This window comes from Cloacibacterium rupense, from assembly GCF_014645495.1.
Classification (GTDB): Bacteria; Bacteroidota; Bacteroidia; order Flavobacteriales; family Weeksellaceae; genus Cloacibacterium; species Cloacibacterium rupense.
Map to the genome: position 1 here is coordinate 59,031 of NZ_BMLV01000004.1, position 22,892 is coordinate 81,922.

18 protein-coding genes are annotated in these 22,892 nt (G+C 32.6%); 5 read left to right on the plus strand and 13 right to left on the minus strand.

Annotation, left to right across the window (positions count from 1 at the left end; translation table 11 throughout):
- Window positions 1–300: 300 nt before the first annotated feature.
- Window positions 301–987: an NUDIX hydrolase gene (locus IEW40_RS09470; protein WP_188618061.1), complete on the plus strand. Its 687-nt coding sequence runs from the start codon at window positions 301–303 to the stop codon at window positions 985–987.
- A gap of 82 nt (window positions 988–1,069) precedes the next feature.
- On the opposite strand, the gene IEW40_RS09475 is transcribed toward IEW40_RS09470, so the two are convergent.
- Window positions 1,070–3,226: an alpha-glucuronidase family glycosyl hydrolase gene (locus tag IEW40_RS09475; RefSeq protein ID WP_188617858.1), complete on the minus strand. Its 2,157-nt coding sequence runs from the start codon at window positions 3,224–3,226 to the stop codon at window positions 1,070–1,072.
- A 54-nt stretch (window positions 3,227–3,280) separates the two neighbouring features.
- Window positions 3,281–4,315 (minus strand): LacI family DNA-binding transcriptional regulator, encoded by a 1,035-nt coding sequence (locus IEW40_RS09480; protein WP_188617859.1) that lies wholly within the window; start codon window positions 4,313–4,315, stop codon window positions 3,281–3,283.
- A 146-nt stretch (window positions 4,316–4,461) separates the two neighbouring features.
- Between IEW40_RS09480 and IEW40_RS09485 the strand changes: the two genes are divergently transcribed.
- The 3 genes from IEW40_RS09485 (at window position 4,462) to IEW40_RS09495 (ending at window position 7,964) form a co-directional block, all read left to right on the plus strand.
- On the plus strand, window positions 4,462–5,910 hold the full coding sequence (locus tag IEW40_RS09485) for an MFS transporter (protein ID WP_188617860.1): 1,449 nt from the start codon (window positions 4,462–4,464) through the stop codon (window positions 5,908–5,910).
- A 30-nt stretch (window positions 5,911–5,940) separates the two neighbouring features.
- Window positions 5,941–6,912 (plus strand): glycoside hydrolase family 43 protein, encoded by a 972-nt coding sequence (locus IEW40_RS09490; protein WP_188617861.1) that lies wholly within the window; start codon window positions 5,941–5,943, stop codon window positions 6,910–6,912.
- Window positions 6,913–7,073: 161 nt separating this feature from the next.
- Window positions 7,074–7,964, plus strand: coding sequence for a L,D-transpeptidase (locus IEW40_RS09495; RefSeq protein WP_188617862.1), 891 nt, complete (start codon window positions 7,074–7,076; stop codon window positions 7,962–7,964).
- Here IEW40_RS09495 and IEW40_RS09500 read toward each other — a convergent pair.
- The 8 genes from IEW40_RS09500 to IEW40_RS09535 form a co-directional block, all read right to left on the minus strand.
- Window positions 7,961–8,470 carry a hypothetical protein gene (locus IEW40_RS09500; RefSeq protein ID WP_188617863.1) on the minus strand — a complete coding sequence of 170 codons (510 nt, stop codon included), beginning with the start codon at window positions 8,468–8,470 and terminating at the stop codon, window positions 7,961–7,963. The two genes, IEW40_RS09495 and IEW40_RS09500, sit on opposite strands and share 4 nt — an antisense overlap.
- A complete protein-coding gene (locus IEW40_RS09505; protein WP_188617864.1) occupies window positions 8,470–9,807 on the minus strand; it encodes an aspartyl protease family protein in 1,338 nt (445 codons plus the stop codon). Before IEW40_RS09505 ends, IEW40_RS09500 begins: the two co-directional genes overlap by 1 nt.
- Window positions 9,808–9,897: 90 nt before the next feature.
- Window positions 9,898–10,476 carry a TMEM175 family protein gene (locus IEW40_RS09510; protein ID WP_188617865.1) on the minus strand — a complete coding sequence of 193 codons (579 nt, stop codon included), beginning with the start codon at window positions 10,474–10,476 and terminating at the stop codon, window positions 9,898–9,900.
- A 123-nt stretch (window positions 10,477–10,599) separates the two neighbouring features.
- Window positions 10,600–11,913, minus strand: coding sequence for an adenosylhomocysteinase (gene ahcY, locus IEW40_RS09515; protein ID WP_188617866.1), 1,314 nt, complete (start codon window positions 11,911–11,913; stop codon window positions 10,600–10,602).
- A 144-nt stretch (window positions 11,914–12,057) separates the two neighbouring features.
- Window positions 12,058–13,497, minus strand: coding sequence for a TolC family protein (locus tag IEW40_RS09520; RefSeq protein WP_188617867.1), 1,440 nt, complete (start codon window positions 13,495–13,497; stop codon window positions 12,058–12,060).
- On the minus strand, window positions 13,481–16,657 hold the full coding sequence (locus IEW40_RS09525) for an efflux RND transporter permease subunit (protein ID WP_188617868.1): 3,177 nt from the start codon (window positions 16,655–16,657) through the stop codon (window positions 13,481–13,483). The genes IEW40_RS09520 and IEW40_RS09525 overlap by 17 nt, the downstream gene beginning before the upstream one ends.
- Before the next feature lie 21 nt (window positions 16,658–16,678).
- Complete coding sequence (locus IEW40_RS09530; RefSeq protein ID WP_373283791.1) at window positions 16,679–17,767, minus strand: efflux RND transporter periplasmic adaptor subunit; 1,089 nt, start codon at window positions 17,765–17,767, stop codon at window positions 16,679–16,681.
- 119 nt (window positions 17,768–17,886) lie between these two features.
- Window positions 17,887–18,264 (minus strand): hypothetical protein, encoded by a 378-nt coding sequence (locus tag IEW40_RS09535; RefSeq protein WP_188617869.1) that lies wholly within the window; start codon window positions 18,262–18,264, stop codon window positions 17,887–17,889.
- Between the two features lie 143 nt (window positions 18,265–18,407).
- Here IEW40_RS09535 and IEW40_RS09540 point away from each other — a divergent pair, with 143 nt between their 5' ends.
- Window positions 18,408–19,049 (plus strand): 4'-phosphopantetheinyl transferase family protein, encoded by a 642-nt coding sequence (locus IEW40_RS09540; protein ID WP_188617870.1) that lies wholly within the window; start codon window positions 18,408–18,410, stop codon window positions 19,047–19,049.
- Here the strand turns inward: IEW40_RS09540 and IEW40_RS09545 are convergent.
- The 3 genes from IEW40_RS09545 to porV all read right to left on the minus strand — a co-directional run bounded on the left by IEW40_RS09545 (window position 19,046) and on the right by porV (window position 22,889).
- Window positions 19,046–21,277 (minus strand): FUSC family protein, encoded by a 2,232-nt coding sequence (locus IEW40_RS09545; protein ID WP_188617871.1) that lies wholly within the window; start codon window positions 21,275–21,277, stop codon window positions 19,046–19,048. The two genes, IEW40_RS09540 and IEW40_RS09545, sit on opposite strands and share 4 nt — an antisense overlap.
- 80 nt (window positions 21,278–21,357) lie before the next feature.
- The gene (locus IEW40_RS09550) at window positions 21,358–21,681 is read right to left on the minus strand and encodes a YegP family protein (protein WP_188617872.1); all 324 of its coding nucleotides are present in this window, start codon (window positions 21,679–21,681) and stop codon (window positions 21,358–21,360) included.
- Between the two features lie 44 nt (window positions 21,682–21,725).
- Window positions 21,726–22,889, minus strand: coding sequence for a type IX secretion system outer membrane channel protein PorV (porV, locus tag IEW40_RS09555; RefSeq protein ID WP_188617873.1), 1,164 nt, complete (start codon window positions 22,887–22,889; stop codon window positions 21,726–21,728).
- Window positions 22,890–22,892: the final 3 nt, after the last annotated feature.

Here is a 22,892-nt window from a genome sequence, read left to right on the forward strand (position 1 = left end):
ACTGTTTTAAGTTATCGTATTTATTATGCAAAGCAAGTAAAATAAACGCATCTATAAATGTACGATAAGTACTTTTAATTTTAACATAACATTAACATTTTATTAACAAATATCACTTCTGTTTTAACAAAAATTTCAGAATCAAATGCTGCAAAACCCCCCAAAAATTTATACTTAGGGTTATTAATTTTATAGGAAAGTTAATTTTAGATAAATAAGTGTGTTTGTAACATTTATTTTATAATTATGATTATTTCAATGCATAAAAGAATTATATTTGTAATTACTTATGAACTTATGATGAAAAAAAACTACTCACAATATCCTAAACATCTTCTGGCAGTAGATTGTATTATTTTTGGATTTGATGGCAATAACCTAAAAATTCTACTCATAAAAAGAAATTTTGAACCTAAAAAGGGAGAATGGTCTTTGATGGGAGGTTTTATTGGTGATAATGAAACTCTGGATAGTGCAGCAAATAGAGTATTAATTTCTCTTACAGGCTTAGAAAATATTTATCTAGAGCAATTGAGAGTTTACAGTGAGGTAGAAAGAGAACCTACTGCAAGAATTATTTCTGTTTCTTATTATGCCTTGATTAATATTGAGAATAATTTTGAAATTAATGAAAAATACAATGCGCAGTGGTTTGATTTGAATGATTTTCCAGAATTGATTTTTGACCATAATTTAATGGTTAATCATGCAGTAGCTAGACTTAGATATAGAGCTTCTACGCAACCTATTGGTTTTGAGTTGCTTCCAGTTAAATTCACCATGAGAGAATTGCAAAGTCTTTATGAAGCTATTTTTGATGAAACTTATGACAAGAGAAATTTTATCAGTAAAATCAATAGTTTGGATATTTTGATAAAAACGAATGAAAAAGATATGAGATCTTCAAAAAAAGGCTCTTTTCTCTATCGATTTGATGAAAAAAAATACCGCAATAAAATAGCGAAAGGATATATTTTTAAAATTTAAAATTAAAAAAACAGATAGTGGAAAACGCTATCCGTTTTTTTTTTAAGAAAAGAGTAGATTTAATTTTTTCTACATTCCTTAATTACCAATGTGGTTTAATACCTGGTGCAAAAGGAAATTGAAGAGATTTATAATATTCTAAATCGTGTTTTGGGGTTTCCATTTCTTTTGGGAATGGTAGATTAGAAAATGTCTGGAAATAAGTCATACAAGCGTCTTTCCACCAGATAGCTTCTTTTAATTGAATGGTCAATAACTGGGCAACTTCTTGATGTCTTTCGGCATCTATGTATGGTTTTGCAGATTCCCAAGTGGTAATCATATTTTTTACTTCGTTTACACCTTCTTGGTATTTAATCCCAAGATTATCCCAAAGGATTTTTCCGTTTTTCATTTTATAATCCCAAGGTAAATGATGAAACCATAAAAGATATTCTTCTGGACAGGTTTTTAAATCACCATAATATTGAGCAATTTCTGGTGAATATTGTGCTAGAGCATTGCTTCCTGTTGCAGTTCTATCAAAACCAATTCCGTTTTTATCTGCTTTATGATAGTAAACAGGATTCCATTCTGGTCTTGCTAAATCATTTACCCAAGGTCCAGGACCATAATGATGATTGGTCGCCATAATATGATGTAAACCAAGCGGTGTCATATATTTTACAACGCTTTCTCTAGATTGAAGCATTATTTTTGAAATCGTTTTCACAAAATTAGAATCTTTAGAAAATGTTTGTTGAAGCCATTCTTCAGCTATTTTTTCTGAACTAAGTTCGGGATTCCATGCTAATCTGCCGAAACCATACCAATTGGCTTGAGCAAATGGATGTCCTGTCCAATTCAAATCACTCCCAATATTGGCTACACCAGCCATTCCGCTTAATTCATTAGGTTTTCCTTCAATAATTTTGGCAACGGTGCTCCCTTTTCCTTGTTTATAAGTGTCAGATTCTAGAACTTCTTCATACAATTTCGGTAGAAAAACCAGATGCGAACTAAATCCTAAATATTCTTGAGTAATCTGATATTCCATCATTAATTTAGATTTTGGCATTGCCCCAAACATTGGGTGAAACGGTTCTCTTGGCTGAAAATCTATCGCTCCGTTTTTTACTTGTACCAAAACATTATCTTCAAATTTCCCATCATAAGGTACAAATTCACTGTAGGCTTGTTTTGCTCTGTCGCTAGAATCGGTTTCAGAATATACAAAAGCGCGCCACAATACAATTCCGTGGTGAGGTTGTAGTGCTTTCGCCATCATATTAGCTCCATCTACGTGGTTTCTTCCATAATTCTGAGGGCCAGGTTGTCCTTCGGAATTGGCTTTAACCAAAAAACCGCCAAAATCTGGTATAAATTTGTAGATTTCATTTACTTTATTATTCCACCATTGTTGCACTTCTTGGTTTAAAGGATCTGCGGTTTTAAGTCCTCCAATTTCAATGGGAGCAGAAAATCGAGCGGTAAGATAAACCTTGATTCCATAAGGTCTAAAAGCTTTTGCCAATGCACTTACTTTTTCCAAATATTGAGGAGTGAGGATAAGTGCGTTAGAATTTACATTAATTAATGCAACTCCGTTTATCCCGACAGAAGCATTAGCACGAGCGTAGTCTATGTATTTTTTATCGATAAAATCAGGAAGTTTCTGCCAATTCCAGATAGAACTTCCTGCGTAGCCGCGTTCTACTGTTCCGTCTAGATTATCCCAATGATTGAGCATTCTTACTTTTAATTTAGGCTCATCAGCTATGCTAAAATGTTTTTTAGAAGGATCGATTTGTAGTTCTCTCAAAAGTCTAAACGTTCCGTATAATAATCCCAAAGAATTTTTAGCGGTAATTAAAACTGTCTTTTTTCCTTTATTTTGAATGGTTTCTATGGCAAAACCTTCATCATTCAATGCGTTTGCTTTGTTAATGATATTTTTTTGAGTAGGTTCTAATTCTGAAAACTTCTTGATGATTAAAGTAGCATTTCCTGAATTTGAAAAAGTAGGAGAGTACTGAAACATTCTTTCTGAAGCGGTTTTCAATTCATCTTGTATGGCTTTATTGGTTTCGTCTTTAGTATTTAAAGCAATGTTTTTGAAAATATCATTAGCAACAGATGATTTTTGATATTGAAGCCAAAGGTCATAATCTTTTGTAATTTGCGCACTTGCTGTAAAACTGTTACATAGCAAAAGCACGGTAAAAAGTGGTAATATTAGCTTTTTATAGAAGTAATTCATGAGGTAATGATTTATATGAAATCGATTGTAGATTTTAACGCAAAATAGCCAGAACTATCTTGTAGAATCTCTTTCAATTAAACTGGTTTTTAATATGGTAATTTCAGATACATCTGTATCCATTTCTGTATTTTTATTGAGGTGTTGTAATATTTTTTCGGCAGCAATAATTCCCATTTTTTCGGCTGGATGTGCAATAGTGGAAAGCGATGGCTCTACAATGGTGGAAATATAATCATTGTTGAATCCTATGATTTTCAATTGCTTAGGAATACTAAAGCCTATTTTTTTTGCGGTAATAATTGCAGCAGCGGCAGCAGTGTCATTGGTAGAGAAAATTCCATCAGGTGGATTAGGAAGACTCAATAGTTTTTTGGTAGCCTTTTCACTTTCTTCTGTGCTTAGTGTTTTTAGCATTAATATTAGGGATTCATCTACAGGTAAATTATTGTCTAATAAAGCTTGTACATAGCCATTTTTACGATCAGAATATACGTTTCTTTGCAATGAGCCTACCAATAATGCAATTCTCTTGCAGCCTTTTTTTATAAGATGTTGCGTGGCATTATAACCAGCTCTGAAATCATCAGCAACTACTTTATGAGAATCTAAATTAGGCACTCTATCAACAAAAACCACTGGTGTTTTAGCATCAAAAAAAGATTGAAAATGATCAAAATTTTCGGTTTCCATACTTAATGAAGCTATTAAACCAACTACTCTGCTTGATAAGAGAGCTTCTGCTCCTGTAACTTCGTTTTCGTAAGAATCATTTGATTGACAAATAATTACATTGTAGCCAGCTTGTCTGGCAGTTTTTTCTACCCCACTAATTAAAACAGAATTAAATGGTCTATTGATTCTAGAAATTAAAATTCCAATGGTGTTACTTTGGTTGTTTCGAAGCCCTACCGCAAAAGAATTAGGTTTATATCCTAATTTTTCGGCCTCATCTTTTACCAATTTTTTGGTGACTTTGTTTACGTATTTTGCGTTGTTTAGTGCACGAGAAACAGTAGAAGGAGATATTTTCAACTTCGCAGCAATGTCGTAAATGGTAACTTGTTTATCGTTTTCAGCAGGTTTCACTTTTAATTTTTTTTATAAAGGTATATGATTTTTTCACAACAAATATAAAAAAAATAAGAAATCGATTGCAGAAAAAATTGTTTTTTCTAACTTAGCGCCACAAAATTAATTCACAAAATATTATTAATAACTCTAAACCCAAAATAATGGAACAAGGTAATCAAAAAATTTCAGTCATTGAAAAAATCGGCTATAGCTTAGGAGATTTAGCTGCTAATCTCGTTTTTCAAACACTCGTAACATATCTGGCTTATTTTTACACTGATATTTATGGATTAAAGCCGGAAGATGCGTCTATCATTACGCTTATTGTAGGTTTAATTGCTGGTTTTGGTTTCAATCCTATTATTGGAGCTATTGCAGACAGAACGCATTCTAGATGGGGTAAATTCCGTCCGTGGATTTTATTTACGGCTGTTCCACTTGGTGTTTGTGCTTTATTAGCTTTTAGTACGCCAGATTTTTCTTACAAAGGGAAAATGGTCTATGCTGCGGTTACTTATTCTCTATTATTGTTACTTTATGCTGCTAATAATTTACCATATTCGGCATTAAGTGGAGTAATTACTGGTGATATGGGACAGCGTAACAGTATTTCTTCTTATCGTTTTGTAGCGGTAATGTTTGCGCAGTTTTTTGTGCAAGTATTTATGTTACCTATCATTTTGTCTGTAGGACACGGTGACAAAGCTGTAGGTATAGAAACCGTGATGACTTGGCTGGCGATTATAGGAACAATAATGTTGTTGATTACATTTTTTACTACCAAAGAAAGAGTAATACCAACTGCGGAACAAGAATCTAGCTTAAAAGAAGATTTGAAAGATTTATTCCAAAATAGACCATGGATTATAATGTTGGTGGTTACTACTTTGATTTTTATTACTTTGGCAATGAAAGGAGGTTCTTATGTTTATTATTTTAATAATTATGTAGATGCAGAAAGTCTAAAAAGTTTTATTTCTCCTATTACCGGATTTTTTAATTCTATTGGAATGAATTTCTTTGGTGAAGATCCTAAATCTGCAGGTTTTGGACTTTTTAATGCTGGCGGAATTATTATGATGATTGTGGGAATTACTTTTTCTAAAAGATTTGCAGATAAATATGGGAAAAGAGATGTTTTTTTTGCATCACTATTTATTTCTACGCTTTTTGTGCTGTTCTTTATATTTTATCCGTCTAAATCTGTAGGATTAATGTTTACTTCACAAATTTTGCACGGTTTTTTCTATGGAATTAGCACCCCAATTCTATGGGCAATGATTGCAGATGTAGCAGACTACTCTGAATGGAAAAACAACCGAAGAGCTACTGCTATTATTTTCTCTGCAATGATGGTAGGATTAAAAGTAGGATTAAGCGTTGGTAGTGCTCTCGTTTCATCTATTATCGGGCATTATGGTTATATCTCAACAGAAGGAACTCAAAATGTAGTGCAACCAGAAACGGTAGCAGCAGGTGCTAAAATGCTGGTAAGTATTTTTCCAGCTATTCCATTTTTCATTTCTTGTGGTTTATTATTTTTATATAAAATTGATAAAAAAATGGAACTTCAGATTGAAAAAGACTTAAATGAAAGAAGAAAAAAATAAAATAAAAATTTAATTCAAATATATTATTAGATGAAAGAGCCAAGATATTTAGTAGATGATTTGTATATGGCAGATCCTTCAGCTCATGTTTTTAATGGGAAAATATACATTTATCCTTCTCATGATTATGATTCTGGGCAACCAGAAAATGACAACGGAGACCATTTTGATATGAAAGATTATCACGTATATTCTCTTGACAATATAGAAAATGGCAAAGCGGTAGATCATGGTAAGGTTTTAGAAGTAAATGATATTCCGTGGGGAGGAAGACAACTTTGGGATTCTGATTGTGCCGAAAAAAATGGTAAATATTATCTGTACTTTTCTTTGAAAGACAAAACGGATATTTTTAGAATAGGAGTGGCAGTAAGTGATAAACCAGAAGGTCCTTTTATCCCAGAGAAACATCCTATAATAGGAAGCTATAGTATAGATCCTTGTGCTTTTGAAGATAATGGAGAATACTATCTATATTTTGGCGGAATTTGGGGCGGACAATTACAAAGATATAGGAATAATAGAGCTCAAGAAGTAGGCGTTTTACCTGCTGATAATGAACCAGCATTATGTGCTAAAGTAGCTAAACTTTCTGGGGATATGTTAGAATTTGAAGAAACTCCGAAAGATGTAATTATTTTAGACGAAAACGGGGAACCTTTGAAACAAGGTGACACAGAAAGGCGCTTCTTCGAAGCTTCTTGGATACATAAATACAATGGGAAATACTATTTTTCTTATTCTACCGGTGATACACATTTGCTATGTTATGCAGTAGGTGATAATCCTTATGGCCCGTTTACGTATCAAGGCGTAATTTTAACTCCCGTTGTAGGCTGGACAACTCACCATTCAATCGTAGAATTTGAAGGGAAATGGTACTTATTTCATCACGACTGTGTACCTTCTAACGATATTACCTGGCTTAGAAGTATGAAAGTAGTGGAGTTAGAATATGATGAGAATGGTAAAATTATAACCATAGAAGGAACTGCGAAATAATAGAAAAGTATAGATATATCTAGTAAAAAGTTTAATTGAATGTGAAAATCCCAACTTGGGATTGTAAAAAGCTTTACAAATTTTTGTAAAGCTTTTTTGTTTTTCTTATCATTGCATAATAAAATCATTAACCAAAAATGCGTCCTACTCAATTTTTTCTTATGTTTTTAACACTCTTTTTAATTATTCAGTGTGATAAAATTACACCTGAGGAAGTGAAAGAACCTTTACGAGAAAAAAAATCGGATTCTTTAATAAAGAGTGAAGAAAATAAAAAAGAAATTTCTTATCACGCTGAAATTATCAATCATCAAGATTCTGCACTTTCGGTTTTTGAAAAAAAATATTCTGATGAGGAAGTTCATAATATATTGGCAATTAATAGACTAGATTTTAAAAACAGATGGCGCGCAGATACTTTGGTAGTTCCAGATAAGATGGAAAAGGATTTTAAAGCATACAGTCCATTTCCTAGTAATATATCTTTGGCAAAAGACATTCATAAACTTGCTCTTTTCAGTTATCCTATTCACGCTTATGCATTGTACGAAAACGGAAATCTCATCAAATGGGGGCCTACAAGTATGGGTAAAAAAAGTTCGCCAACTAGAATTGGACTTGGATTTACCAATTGGAAGAAAAAATTGGCCATAAGTACCTCTAATTCAGAATGGAAACTCAGATGGAATTTTAATGTTTTTAATTTTCAAGGGATAGGGTGGCATCAATATGACTTACCAGGATACCATGCATCACATTCTTGTATGAGACTTTTAGAAGAAGATGCAGAGTGGATGTACAATTGGGGAGAACAATGGATTTTAGACGAAAAAGGGATTAAAATATTAGCCAAAGGAACGCCTGTAATTATTTTTGGTGAGTCTAATTTTAAAACAAAACCGTGGAAAGAGCTGCTGAAATCTCCCAAAGCGAATGACTATTCTGAAGCTCAAATAAATAACGAAATAAAACCTTTTTTAGAGGAAATTCTGACTCAACAAAAGAGAAGAACAGAATATTTACAAACTAAAAAAGATTCTCTTAAAAATTAACTTTTTAAATTTTCTAGCGTACTTTCTGCAAAATTTCTCAATTCTTCCATTTCTTTTTTTGCTTTCTGCTGACCAATTTTTGTGGCAATAAAGGTTAGTGCCAAGCAAATAGCTGAAGAAATCGCAAGATAAATAGCATAAGGAAAATCACTGCTTTTTATTTGTTTAGTGATTAACCAAAGAGTGATGAAAACCATGAAAATAATCCCAAAAATAAAATACAAAAACATAAAAAACGTCCAAACAGCAGAGCTAGGACCGAAAATTCCTCTTATAACGGTTTGGTCTTCTTCTTTTTCGATTCTAAGTGAGAGATAAGGTTTCCAATATTCATTATGCTGGGTTTTCACCCAAATATTGGCAACTTCAGTATTGATGTTTCCTTGGAAAATCTGGTTCTCAACTTTTAGTTGAGATTTTAATTTTTCGGCACAAGTATTTGGTTCTAAATCTGTGTAGATTTTGAATCTTGGGCGAGTTCTTATAGGATTTAGTCTTTCAGGCATTAGTTTTCTTGATAAGGAATAGGGTCTTTTAAAATAAATTCTTTGATGAGAGTTTCTGAGTTTCTAACCAAGCTGAGCTTTATTTTTCTGTTTTCTTGAGACGCAAAAATTTCATTGATTTGCTGTAAGTTCATATCCGAGGTTTTCTTTCCATTGATTTCGATTAATTTATCCCCTTTTCTAATGTCTACTAAAAATGCAGGAGAGTTCTCTCTAACACCTACAATAGAATATTCAGGTTTTAGTATAAATTTATACTGAAAATCACTTTGTGCAGTGTATACCGTGTTTTCATTATTTGCGTTTTCTTTTGGCTTTGGAAGGTCCACTTTTACCAAGTCACTTTCCCATTTCATACCGTCATGTTTTATATCTAGTCCGCTCATATTAAATTTAAAAGCGTCATTGACGGTTTTCGTTTTTTTGATGTAAAAGTTTGAAGCTTTATAGTCTAAAATCACAGTGAATCTTTTCAAAATATCAGAACCTATAGAACCAATTCTGTCTTTTACAAAATTCATAGATTGTACAGATTCATTACTTGGCATAGAAACTATGGGTTCTTTTAGAGTGTTTTGGCCTAGTTTTATGGTGTTTATTCTGCTTCTTTTTCCGTAGATATCACCATTGAATCCTCTGCCTAAAAAATCGTCTATATTAGGCCTGTTGTAATTAAAATTAGGGATTCTATTAGGAAATAACCATAATGCATCACTATTTCCTAAATCGATTAACATTTTTGCTGGAAAAATTTCTTTGGTTTGTTGGATGTCTGTAATGATATAAGGTTTTTGATTTTCAATGGAAATTGGGAGTTTTTCGAAGTTTTTAAACTTTTTTTTGTTGAAATAATTTTCGTTATAAACCGTAATCAGATGATGTGTAAAATCTATTTTAATAGGATGATTTTTAAAAAAATGATATCCTAAAATACCGTTTACAGGGATGCCTACATGTGACGAGAAATTGAATTCTTCATCTAGAATAATATAGATTGTATGGTTTTTGTCTTCTAGATGATTATGAATATTTATTTTGTTTTTAGATGACTTTATTCCTTCTACAAAAGTGCTACCTCCTAAGCCTGTAAATTTTACTTTTTCTATATTTTCAAATGAAATTTCTTTATTGTCAAGACTAAATAATAAAGTCTCTGAGACTCCGGTATCAAGCAAAAAAGTAAGGTCTACATTATTAATTTTTAAATCAATAAAGACCAAATTATTAATCTGCCTAAATGGAATGTCAATTTTTTTCTTATTATTCAAAAGTTGAAATCCGTCTTGAGCATTGATTAATACAGCAAAAAACAAAAAAAGTAATTTCAAATACTTCATTTTCTGAATTTACAAAGAATTTAAATATCAATGCTAAAATCTTTTATAAATTTCTATAAAAATGAAAAATTTAGTTTATGAATTAGAGTGTTATTCTTTATATAATTTTTCAATTCTTTTATCAGGAATAAGCCACATCAATGCTACAATGGCATACATTAAAATCCCTAAACCAGAGTGGAAGAAAGAAAAAATGATTCCTAAAATATAGAAAACAATTGATATTTTTCCTTTAATATCCTTACCAATTGCTTTTGCAAAGTGAGAATCTTTTCCTTCGTTTTTGATAATTAAATTTGCCAAAATCCAATAACTGATGGCATTCATTAGTAAGACAAAACCGTATAGAATAACAGGATTTTTTTCAAAATTATGTTCCCCCATCCAAGCTGTTGCAACAGGGATTAAGGATAACCAAAATAGTAAAGTAAGATTACTCCAAAGTATATTTCCTTTCACTCCTTTTTTCACTGCTTGAAACATATGATGATGATTGTTCCAATAGATGCCAACATAAGCAAAACTGAGAATATAACTTAAAAATTTGGGTAATAATTCTAATAATGAATGCCATTCTGTAGATTCTGGAGGTTTTATTTCTAATATCATAATAGTAATGATAATGGCAAGAACTCCGTCTGAAAATGCTTCAAGTCTAGATTTCGTCATGTTTGTGTTTTTTTCAAATTTAATAAAAAATAGTATAATAAAAACTCCCCAGAATTTTCTGAGGAGCTTTGTATAAATTTTTAGTCATCTAACTTCCGTCTTCTGACTTCTGTCTTCCGACTTTTAGTATCTGTAATATTCAGGTTTGAAAGGTCCTTCTACTTCTACGCCAATATATTTAGCTTGGTCAGGAGAAAGAGTTTCTAGTTCTACACCAATTTTTTTAAGGTGAAGAGCTGCTACTTTTTCGTCTAATTTTTTAGGAAGCATATATACTTTGTTTTCGTAAGCTTCAGAATTAGTCCAAAGTTCTATTTGAGCTAAAGTTTGATTAGAGAAAGAGTTAGACATTACGAAACTTGGGTGTCCAGTTGCGCAACCTAAGTTTACCAATCTACCTTCTGCAAGGATGATAATATCGTTACCATCAATGTTATAGATGTCAACTTGAGGCTTAACTTCAGTTTTAGTGTGACCGTAATTTTCGTTTAACCAAGCCATATCAATCTCGTTGTCGAAATGCCCAATGTTACAAACGATGGTTTTATCTTTCATTTTTTTGAAATGCTCAGCTCTTACGATATTGAAGTTACCAGTTGTAGTAATTACAATATCAGCATTTTCGATTACGGTGTCTAATTTTTTTACTTCATAACCTTCCATTGCAGCTTGTAAAGCACAGATTGGATCAATTTCTGTAACGGTTACAATAGAACCAGCTCCTCTGAAAGAAGCAGCAGTACCTTTACCAACATCACCAAAACCACAAACTACCACTCTTTTTCCAGCCAACATTACGTCAGTTGCTCTTCTAATCGCATCTACTGCAGATTCTCTACAACCGTATTTGTTATCGAATTTAGATTTAGTAACAGAATCATTTACGTTAATTGCAGGCATTACTAGAGTTCCGTTTGCCATTCTTTCGTACAATCTGTGTACGCCAGTAGTAGTTTCTTCTGATAAACCTTTGATTCCTGCAGTTAATTCTGGAAATTTATCAAAAACCATATTTGTTAAATCACCACCATCATCTAAAATCATGTTCAATGGTTTTCTATCTTCTCCGAAGAAAATAGTTTGTTCGATACACCAATCGAATTCTTCTGCATTCATACCTTTCCACGCATAAACTGGGATTCCAGCAGCAGCAATAGCCGCAGCAGCGTGATCTTGAGTAGAGAAAATATTACAAGAACTCCAAGTAACTTCAGCACCTAAAGCTACCAAAGTTTCGATAAGAACAGCAGTTTGAATCGTCATGTGAAGACAACCAGCAATTCTAGCACCTTTCAATGGTTGTGATGGTCCGTATTCTTCTCTAATTGCCATTAAACCTGGCATTTCTGCTTCTGCAAGCATAATTTCTTTTCGTCCCCATTCTGCTAGGGAAATGTCCTTAACTTTATAAGGAATGTATTGAGTTTTAGTTTCCATCTATTGATAAAATTTTTGCAAAAATACAATATATTTTTCTAAAAAAAATTCAAAATTAATAAGTTATAATCTATGATGATGATAAAAAAGCTCCACTACAAAAAAAGATTGTAGCAGAGCTAAGTTAAAAAGAAAAAAATGATGTTATTTCCAGCCACCACCTAGACTTTTGTAGATATCTACTACGGTTCCTAGTTGGTTTTTCTTAGCTTCTATCAATTCCATTTTAGCATCTAATAAATCTCTGTTGTTCATTAAAACTTCTAGATAATCTGCTCTAGAGTTTTTGAACAAAAGATTGGCAATATCTATAGATTTTTCTAAGGCTTGGGTTTCCTGATATTTTAAACCATAATATTGGTCTAGATTTTTAATTTTAGACATCAGATTGCTTACTTCTAAATAAGAATTAATGATGGTTTTGTCGTATTCATACAAAGCTTCTATTTGCTTGGCATCGGCAGCTTTGAAATTAGCTTGTATGGCACTTTTGTTAATTAAAGGTCCTGCAATTTCTCCTGCTAAATTGTAAGCTACAGATTCTGGCATTTTTACCAAATAATTCGGTTTGAAGGCTTCTAAACCTAAAGTAGCAGAAATACCAAGTGAAGGGTAAAATTCTTTTCGTGCAGCTTCTACATCTAATTTTGCAGATTTTAGTTCGAATTCTGCTGCTCTAATATCTGGTCTATTTTCTAGCAACTGAGAAGGAATGCCGAAATATACATTCTGTGGAATGATAGATGTGTAGTTATCCTTGGTTCTTTCAATAGGTTGAGGAAATCTACCAAGAAGAGCATTGATAATGTTTTCTTTTTCAGCAATTTCTTGTTTTACATTGTATTCTTCGGCTTTAGATTTTGCTAATTCAGCTTCAAATTTTTTCACGGCCAATTCTGTAGTTGCTGCAGCTTCTTTCTGAATTTTTGCGATTTCTAACGCCTTTTCATTAATTTTAATGTATTGATGAATAATATCTAACTTATTATCAAGTGATAGCAATTCATAATAATTATTAGCGATTTCTGCAATTAGGTTAGAAAGGATAAAGTTTTTTCCTTCAACAGTAGAAAGATAATGTGCAACTGCTGCATCTTTTTCGTTGCGAAGTTTTTTCCAAATATCAATTTCCCAGCTTGCATTGAGTCCGCCTTCGAAATTCATCAAAGGATCAGGAATTGGCTTGTTGTTTTCCATGTTAGTACTAGCATCACCAGCTCCTTCACTGGTGTATCTTCCTGCTTTTTTTACGCCGATAGAACCACCAGCATTTATAGTAGGAGTTAGCATTCCTTTTTTGTAGAGAACATTACTTTTTGCAATTTCAATTTCTTGAAAAGTCTTCATTAATTCTTGATTATTTGCTAAAGCAATCTCTATCAATTTTTGAAGTTGAACATCCGTAAAAAACTGTTTCCAAGGCGTAGTTCCAGTATTTTGAGTCACATTATTATCTTGATTTTCAAAATTTTTCGGAACGTTTTCTTTTATTTCGTCTTTAATAATTGTTGGCATTGGTGCTTTACAACCCATCAAAAACAAGGCGAAAGTTGCCAAATAAAAATATTTATAAAATCGGTGCATTGTTGTCAATTTCTTCGGTTAAAGGATTTTCAGATTCGTGTTCAGCCATTCTTAATTTATCGGAAATAGTCCCGAAAATATAATATAATCCAGGGATGATAATTAGCCCGAAAACAGTACCAATAAGCATTCCTCCTGCTGCTGCAGTTCCTATGGTTCTGTTGCCAATGGCGCCTGGTCCTGTGGCGATTGCTAAAGGAATTAAGCCTGCAATAAATGCAAAAGAAGTCATTAAAATAGGCCTAAAACGGAGTGACGCAGCTTCTATACCTGCTTTGTAGATTGGTACGCCTGCTGCTCTTCTGTGAACTGCAAATTCTACAATTAATACTGCATTTTTACCTAATAAACCAATGAGCATAATCATGGCAATTTGTGCGTAAATATTGTTTTCTAAACCAAATAATTTAAGGCTTAAGAATGCTCCACAGATCCCAATAGGTAATGATAAAATAATTGGAAGCGGTAGCACAAAACTTTCGTATTGAGCTGATAAAATAAGGTAAACAAACCCAAGACAAACTAAGAAAATGTAGATTGCTTCGTTACCACGGCTTACTTCGTCTTTAGAAATACCTGCCCAATCAATATCAAAACCTCTAGGTAAAGTTTTTTCTGCAACTTCTTTTATGGCATCTATAGCTTCACCACTGCTATATCCTTCTGCAGGATTACCACTTACTTCCGAAGAATTATAGAGATTATGTCTTGTAATTTCTGATAGACCATACACTTTTTCTAAGTGCATAAAATCTGAATAAGGCACCATTTGATCTTTATCGTTTTTGGTGTAAAGCTTTAATAAATCTTGTGGTAAAGCTCTATATTTAGGATCTGCTTGTACAATTACTTTGTAAGGTCTATCAAATCTAATAAAACCTGTTTCGTAATTAGAACCAATGAGTGTAGAAAGGTTGTCCATCGCTTTTCCTACACTTACTCCTTTTTGTTCTGCAATTTCGTTGTCAACTCTCATCATATATTGTGGAAAACTAGCAGAATAAAAAGAAAAAGCATTTCCTAATTCTGGTCTTTTTTTGAGTTCATCTACAAATTGCTTGCTCACTTCTTCCATTTTATGGTAATCTCCGCTTCCTGCTTTGTCTAGTAATCTCAGTTCAAAACCGCCAGCAGCACCATAGCCAGGTATAGAAGGTGGTTGGAAGAATTCTATATTAGCACCAGGGATTTGTTTCGCTTTTTGTTCTAGCTCTTCTATGATTTCTGTAGCAGAATGTTTTCTTTCGTCCCAATTTTTTAGATTGATGAGACAAGTACCCGTGTTAGAACCTGTACCTTCCGTTAAAATTTCGTAACCAGCTAAAGATGAAACAGATTCCACTCCATCAATGTCTTCGCAGTGTTTTTGTAAATCTAATGCTATTTTATTGGTTCTCTCTAAAGTAGAACCTGGTGGAGTTTGTATGATGGCATAGATCATCCCCTGATCTTCACTTGGGATAAATCCTGAAGGTATCTTATTGCTCAAGAAAAAAGTGCCTAAACAGAAGATTAACAATAATGGTAAGGTTATCATTTTTTTAGTGATAAACCTATTGAGCATACCTTCGTATTTCAGAGAGCCCCTATTAAATAATGCATTGAATTTATCTAAAAATCGATTAATAGGAGTTCTTTTTCTAGGTTTTCCATGATTGTTTTTCAGAATAAGTGCACAAAGAGCAGGTGTTAAAGTAAGCGCTACTAAACCAGAAAGGATGATAGACGAAACCATGGTAATTGAAAATTGTCTGTAAAATATACCAACAGGTCCAGACATAAATGCAATTGGGATAAATACAGATGCCATTACTAAGGTAATTGCGATAATTGCTCCGCTGATTTCATGCATTGCTTCTTCTGTGGCTTTAAGTGGAGAGAGATTTTTTTCTTCCATTTTGGCGTGTACGGCTTCTATTACCACAATTGCATCATCTACTACTACACCAATTGCCATTACCAAAGCAAACAAAGATATAAGGTTTAAGGTAATGCCGAATGCAGACATTACAGCGAAAGCTCCAATTAATGAAACGGGTACTGCAATGGTAGGAATAATGGTAGAGCGTAAATCTCCTAAGAAGATAAATACAACAATAGATACCAAGATAAAAGCTTCAAATAAGGTATGAACCACTTTCTCCATTGATGCATCTAAAAATCTAGACACGTCATAGCTTATTTCGTAGTGCATTCCTTTTGGGAAATCTTTTTTCTCTAATTCTGCCATTAAAGATTTAATGTCTTTTATTACTTGACTTGCATTAGAACCATAAGATTGCTTAATGGTAATGGCTGCAGAAGGTTTACCGTTTAGCGTAGAGTAGATATCGTACATCATACTGCCAAATTCTATATTGGCAATATCTTTCAGTCTAACAAATTCTCCGTTAGCATTAGCTTTTACAATAATGTTTTTATACTCTTCTTCTTTGTTGAATCTGCCAGGATATTTAATAACATACTCGAAACTTTGAGAAATTTTACCAGAACTTTCACCAGTTCTACCAGGAGATGCTTCTAAGCTTTGTTCGTTTAGTGCTTCCATTACTTCGTCAGCAGAAATATTGTAAGCAGTCATTCTATCTGGTTTTAACCAAATTCTCATGGCGTATTGTCTGTCTCCTAAAATATCTGCAAAACCTACACCATCTATTCTTTTTAATTCGGGTAAAATATTGATATCAGCATAATTAAATAAGAATTTTTGGTCGGCTTTTTTATCATCACTGTATAAATTTACATAAAGCAACATATTTGGCTCTTCTCTGGTAATTTTTACCCCTTCTCTTATTACAATGGGGGGTAGTTTGTTAACCGCCGAAGAAACTCTATTTTGTACATTCACCGCAGCAATGTTAGGGTCTGTACCGAGGTTAAAAACTAATTGTATTGAACCTTCTCCGTCGTTTCCAGCATCAGAAGTCATATATTTAAGTCCTTGAATTCCATTGAGTGATTGTTCTAGAGGAATAATCACAGACTTAATCATCAATTCATTATTAGCACCAGGGTATTCTACTGTAATATTTACTTTGGGTGGTGAGATTGAAGGAAATTGAGTGACGGGTAATTCTACAAGCGCTAGCAATCCTAAGAATACTACGATCAAAGAAATAACGATAGAAAGTACAGGTCTTTTTATAAAACTATTAAACATAAATTTTCAAATTTTAAAAAATTAGTTGGCTTTGAATTTTAAATTTTTCATCACCACTTCAGGGTTTTGCATTTTCACATTCACCTTTTGGTTATCCTTTACTTTTTGTATACCATCTACCAAAAATTTTTCATTAGCTTGTAAACCACTTGCTATAATATAGATGTCTTCTAATTCTTGTGCTACGGTAATTTCTCTAGATTTAGTTACGCCATTTTTATCGACTACAAAGACATATTTTTTGTCTTGAATTTCGTAAGTAGATTTTTGAGGTATTTCTAAAACATTATAGAGCGGTATTCTCATTTTTATTTTACCCGTTTCTCCGTTTCTAAGCAATTGATTAGGATTAGGAAACTTAGCTCTGAAAGCGATATTGCCTGTTTCGTTATCAAATTCACCTTCTATATTTTGGATAACTCCCTTTTCAGGAAACAACTCACCATTTGCCATCACTAGAGCAACTTGTTGGTCTCCTCTTTCAGCAAGATGGGTTTGGTAGTTAAGATATTCTGGTTCAGAAAGATTGAAATAAGCATAGATTCCTGAATTATCAGAAAGAGATGTCAATAATTCTCCCTCATCTACCAAGCTTCCTAATTTTAAAGGAATTCTATTGATAATTCCTGAAAAAGGAGCTCTAATTGTGGTAAAAGAAAGTTTGGTCTGCGCCAATTTCAACTCTGCTCTTGCTGCATCTAGTTTGGCTTTAGCCATTCTTTGCTCATTTCTAGAAACCACGTTGTTGGTAGATAATTTAGTGGCATTTTCTAATTCTATTAAAGATTGATCTACTTCTGCCTTGGCCTTCATTACCTCGGCTTGTAAAATTTGTGGCATAATTTGGAACATTGGCTGTCCTGCCCTTACAAATTGCCCTTCATCTATATATATTTTTTGTAGAAAACCTTTCTCTTGAGCTCTAATTTCAATATTCTTAGCAGATTGAATTTGAGCTACATAATCTTTAGTAATTTCAGTATTGGTTTTGTATGGTGTAGTTACCGGATACACCGTATTTCCGATTTTTTCTTCTTTTTTTTCTGAGCAACTTAATGCCAGCAAAACTATCATTAGACTAGCTAATGATGCTAATTTTTTGATCATCATTTTTTCTTAAAAATAGTTTGAATTAAACAATAGAATGCACATTTTCATAGAAAAGCGCAAAAAAGAATGTTCATCTCTTACTTAATAAAAGATGTTTACAAAATGTTGAAATCGAGAAATCAAATTCTGAGATTACGATTTAAAATAAAGATTTTATTCTTTAGAGTACCTAATTGTAGGTTTTTGAACGCAATTTTTTGCCACAAAAACGACTCAACTAACTTAGAATAAGTTGAATAGAAGTTGTTTTCAAATGAAAAATCAGAGAAATGATGAGATTGAGAAAAATCTTCTTCATCTAATTCTACTAGAATTTCTTCAGAGTCCGCTGCTTGGTCTATATTTAGAATAAGACTTTTGTCTTCAGCTTTATTTTTTAATGTTTTTTTTGCCGAAGAAAGATTCAAAGAATTAAATGAAGGTTCAGAATGAAATCTACCACTCACTAAAATAATTAGTGAGAGACTTAGAAGTAAATATTTTAACCAATTCTTCATCGATAATTAATGCGCAAATTTATATTTATATTTTATGAATCAATAATGATTAACAAAAATTAACATTCATCTGTTTTTAAAATCATCTTATTCTAAGCTTTTAAAATAAAAAATTATTAGTAATTTTATCATAAATTATTTGTATGCCATTTTACAAGGATTATTCTGATAAAAATGCAACCATTCTTTATTGGAAGTATAGCGAAGAAGACCATTTCGATGCTGAGGAATTGATAGAACCTGAAAATCTGGAAAAAGCTAAAGATTATCATCCTAAAAAGTTAATTGAGCACTTAATGGTAAGGAAATTGCTGAAAATGGTGCTTCCAGACCGAAAAATTCTTTATAAAACAGCTGGGGAGCCCTATCTTTGGCCTCCTGCAGCTCAGATTTCTATAACTCATTCTTTTCCTTTTGCAGCTCTAGCAATTTCTAAAAATAGAGTAGGGATAGATTTAGAAAAAGTAAGTGATAAGATTCTAAGAATCAAGAAAAAGTTTCTACATCCTAATGAAATAGCATGGACAGAAGGCCAAGAAAACGAGGTGGAACTTATTACCATCATTTGGGTGATTAAGGAAAGTCTCTACAAAGTACACCTTTCTAAATATTGGTCTCTAAAGGATTATTATGAAGTTTATCCTTTTGATGTCAATAATATAGGAGAAGTGAAATGCAGGGTTTTTGATGATTTTTTTAATCATGAATTTACCGCTAAAGTAACTAAAGTTGAAGATTTTTACTTTGCAATAGTAGAAGAAACCAGAGATTTAAATGATGTTTAAACTAGTTTTTTAGCAATTTTTCTCTGTTCTCTAGCTTCATTGTAGATTAATTCTAGCAGTTCTTTTATGTTTTTTAGTTCGGTAAGATGGCTTATTGCTTTCGGGTCTCTTCTGTCTAAAAACTCTTCTTCTTTGATTTCTTTTTTTCTTTTTTCTAAAAGCTCATCTACAGTATCATGTGTTACAATCGATTTAGATTCTAGTGTCAATTGATTGTTTTGTTCTATTTCTAAAATAGATGTAGCAAGATTTACTTCATGATTAATTTTTTGTTTCCAGCCCTGAAGGTCAATTTCTGAATAGTTTTCTCTTTTCTGAGCGTACTGAGAAAGCGATGCTACATAGGCTGTAAATAGATGTGAAGTCGTTACAAAAAGATGTATGTTTTCTAAATTTTTTTGTTGGTCTTTGGGGTCAGAAAGCATTTTTTGGAAATTATCAGAAAGATTGGCCAAAGAGATAATGGCGTTTTTTCGACTCATTTTGTATTCTTGAATTTCTACATTTTCTGAATTTAGAATATCTATCACTTTGTTGAAATATTCTTGGTTGGCTTTTAAATAATTAAGAATTAAAGTTTTATTTTTTTGATGTTCCCAAACAGGTAAAACCAAATAAGAAACTAAAAAAACAATAATCGCTGCCAAGAAAGTATCATAAAGTCTTTCGAAGAAAATATCTTGAAAATTGCCAGGTTTCAGAAAATCAAAAATCAGGAAAATATAGATGGTCATAAAAAAAACAGCCCAAGCATACTTGTCTTTCAAAAGACTAAAAGTAAGCATGAGACAAACTAAAAATATAATCAATAAGACAAGAGGATTAGAGATGTAATTAACAATTAAAAAACCTACGATAGCACCAGCTACAGTGCCGTAAATTCTGAGAATATTTCTGCGTTTGGTAATGCTGTATGCTGGTCTCATAATAGCCAAAATGGTAATGAGAATCCAATAAACTTTATGAATTTCTAGAAACGAAAACTTAGAAATGGTATACCCAATTAGCATAGCCAGAGTAATTCTAATGGCATGTCTGAAATGGTTAGATTTTAATGAGAAATTATTAATAAAAACTTTGTAATTAAGCTTTTCTTCTTTGGTGACAAATTTTTCTAAATCTAAACCAGATGAAAGACTTTTTACAAGTTTTATGTCTTGAGCTTTTATTTTATAAATAGTTTGTAATTCTTCAGAAATTTCTGTTATTCTCAAGAATATTTGTCTTAGAATCATAAAATTTTCTAAAGTTTCTGCATTCATTTCTTTGTTTCTGAGTTCAAAATAGTCTTCATGAAGCTGGTGAAGTTCATCACTAATGTTAATGATAGGCGCGGCCTTCATGCCTCCTTGTATAGATATACCTATGTTTATAAGTTCATTAGAGAGTTTGTTTAGATAAATATTTATTTTTTCTAGAATTTCTTTGTCACCGAATGATTTTTGTAGTTTTCTGTAATCATTGGTAGAGAGAATGAGCATCTCATGAAGGTCAAAACTATTAAGGAATAACTGCATCAAAAGTCTACTAGTAGAGGTAGATTCTTTTACCATTTGTCTGGTTTTGAAAACTACTTCTCTTGTGGCTTCTTGGTGTTCCTTAATTCTCACTTCAAGCCCGAAGATTTCTTTATAAATTCCTTCAAAATCTGGATTTTTGAGGTAAAATTTAGATTTTATTCGGAGATATTTACCGAGTTCTATATAGTTTTCACCAATCATCTGTTCTGCTAATTTGTAAGGTTTCAAAACAGTAACAAGTAAAAAAACGATGAAAAACCAAGTGGCTCCTAGCGTAAATATTCCTGCATTCCAGATGGCCGAATGGAAGCCGGGTGCCCCATCAATAAAAATGGCAAACACCACTAATGTGAGAGAACCTACAATATCTAGACGTTTTCCGTAAATGCCCAGCATGGTAAAGAACAGCCCGAAAATGATGATTTCTAGAAAAATGAGGATAGGGAAGTCTTTGAGTAATCCCGCAATTAAGGCTACGAAAAAATAGAAAAAGAGAGCAAGGATAAGAGAATTTCTTCTTCTGTGAAATGGGCCTGGCATATCTGTTAGTGCCAAGAAAATAGTACCTAGTGGAAATAAGAAATATTGTTTAAGTACCCCTAAATAGGCTAGTATAATACTTGGTATTACTACTGCTAGAGCAATTCTTACACCAGAATAAATATATTGACTGGTTACAAATTTCTTAAGTTCTGAGGTATAATTCATTTTGCAAAGTTATGCATAAGCATTTAAATAAAAAACCACCGAAAAATTTCGGTGGTTTCTGTTTTTTGTTTTTTTGAAAATTATTCTTCTACTATTTCAGCTTCAGGTGCATTTTTCTTTACAGATTCTATGCCATTTTCTCTAGCTGCTACAGATTCGTATAATTCACTAGTTCCTATGATTTGACCATTAGTAGCTTTTAAATTAAACATTGGTTTACCATTGGTAGATTCTTTTCTTTCGTATTTAGAATCATCTGGTGCATTTTTCTTTACAGAATCTATACCGTTTTGGCAAGCAGCTTTGGTGGTATATACCTCACTGGTTAAAATTACTTGTCCATTACTAGCTTTTAAGTCAAATTTAACTCCTGTAGCGGTGTTTTTGATTACAAATTTTCCCATTGTGTAGATTGATTTAATTGTCTATCAAATATATAGAATTATTTTTAATAATCATCATTGTTGTAAGATTCTTCTCCAATATTCCATGTAAGACCAAATCTAAGAGTATTGTCTAAAGCAGAATTAACTTTTGAGGTGTTGATTAAGTAGGATAAATCTAAGCCAAAAGATTGGTATTTAAGACCTAGCCCTACAGTAGCAAATTGGCGGCCTCCTTGTTCTGGACTTTCAAAAAAATACCCACTTCTGATAGCAAAAGTATTGTCATAAGAATACTCTAATGAGCCACTATACATTAAGCTTTTTTCGTTTTTAAAAGACTTGCCAATTCCCGAGATTACTCCCACATTTGGTACATCGTAAATAGGGTTGTTGTTTGTGTCATAACCTGTAATTTCTGGTCCAGGAACCAATAGTTTTGAAACTTCTGCAGTTACTCCCACTTTATTAGCATCATCTAAAAATAAATCATATCCTGCACCTACTCTAAGAGAAGTTGGGAGATATGAACGAGATTCTTCGTCACCTGTATAATCTAGTCTAGGTCCTAAATTTTGGATAGCCCAACCTGCTCTTACCCTGCCTTCATAATCCCCAAAACTTTGATGTTTATAAGTTTGTAAAAATCCTGAAACGTCTACAGCAAATGAATTGGCTGGTTTCAGTGAACTGTCTGTATTGAATCCGCCAGATAAATCTGACCTTATAAATCTACCTGTTACCGCCATAGAATAGGTGTCAGAAAGTTTTAGAGCATAAGAAACATCTAATGAAAATTCATTGGGTTTCGCTGTTCCTTCAGAAACTACTTCGGTTCCTACCAATTTAGTAAGATCTACCGAACCCATATTGAAATAGTAAAGACTTACCCCAAGAGAAGAACGGCCTTCTTCGCCTAAAGCGGTATTAAAAGCTCCATATAAAAGAAATACATCATTGGTTAACTTGCTCATGTAAGGGGTGTAGTTTACAGCCACCGAAGAGGTATTTAAACTAAATGGATATTTAGAAGCGTTCCAAAATTGAGAAAAAGCATCTGCCGAAGTGGCTACCCCTTGGTCTCCCATACCTCCAGCTCTGGCGTCTGGGGAGATTCTGAGAAAAGGTGCACCAGTAAGTACAGGCCTTATATTTGATAAATCTTGAGCGTAGTTTAAAATTCCTAATCCTAATCCTAGTCCTAGGGCAATTTTTTTAGTTATATTCATGTT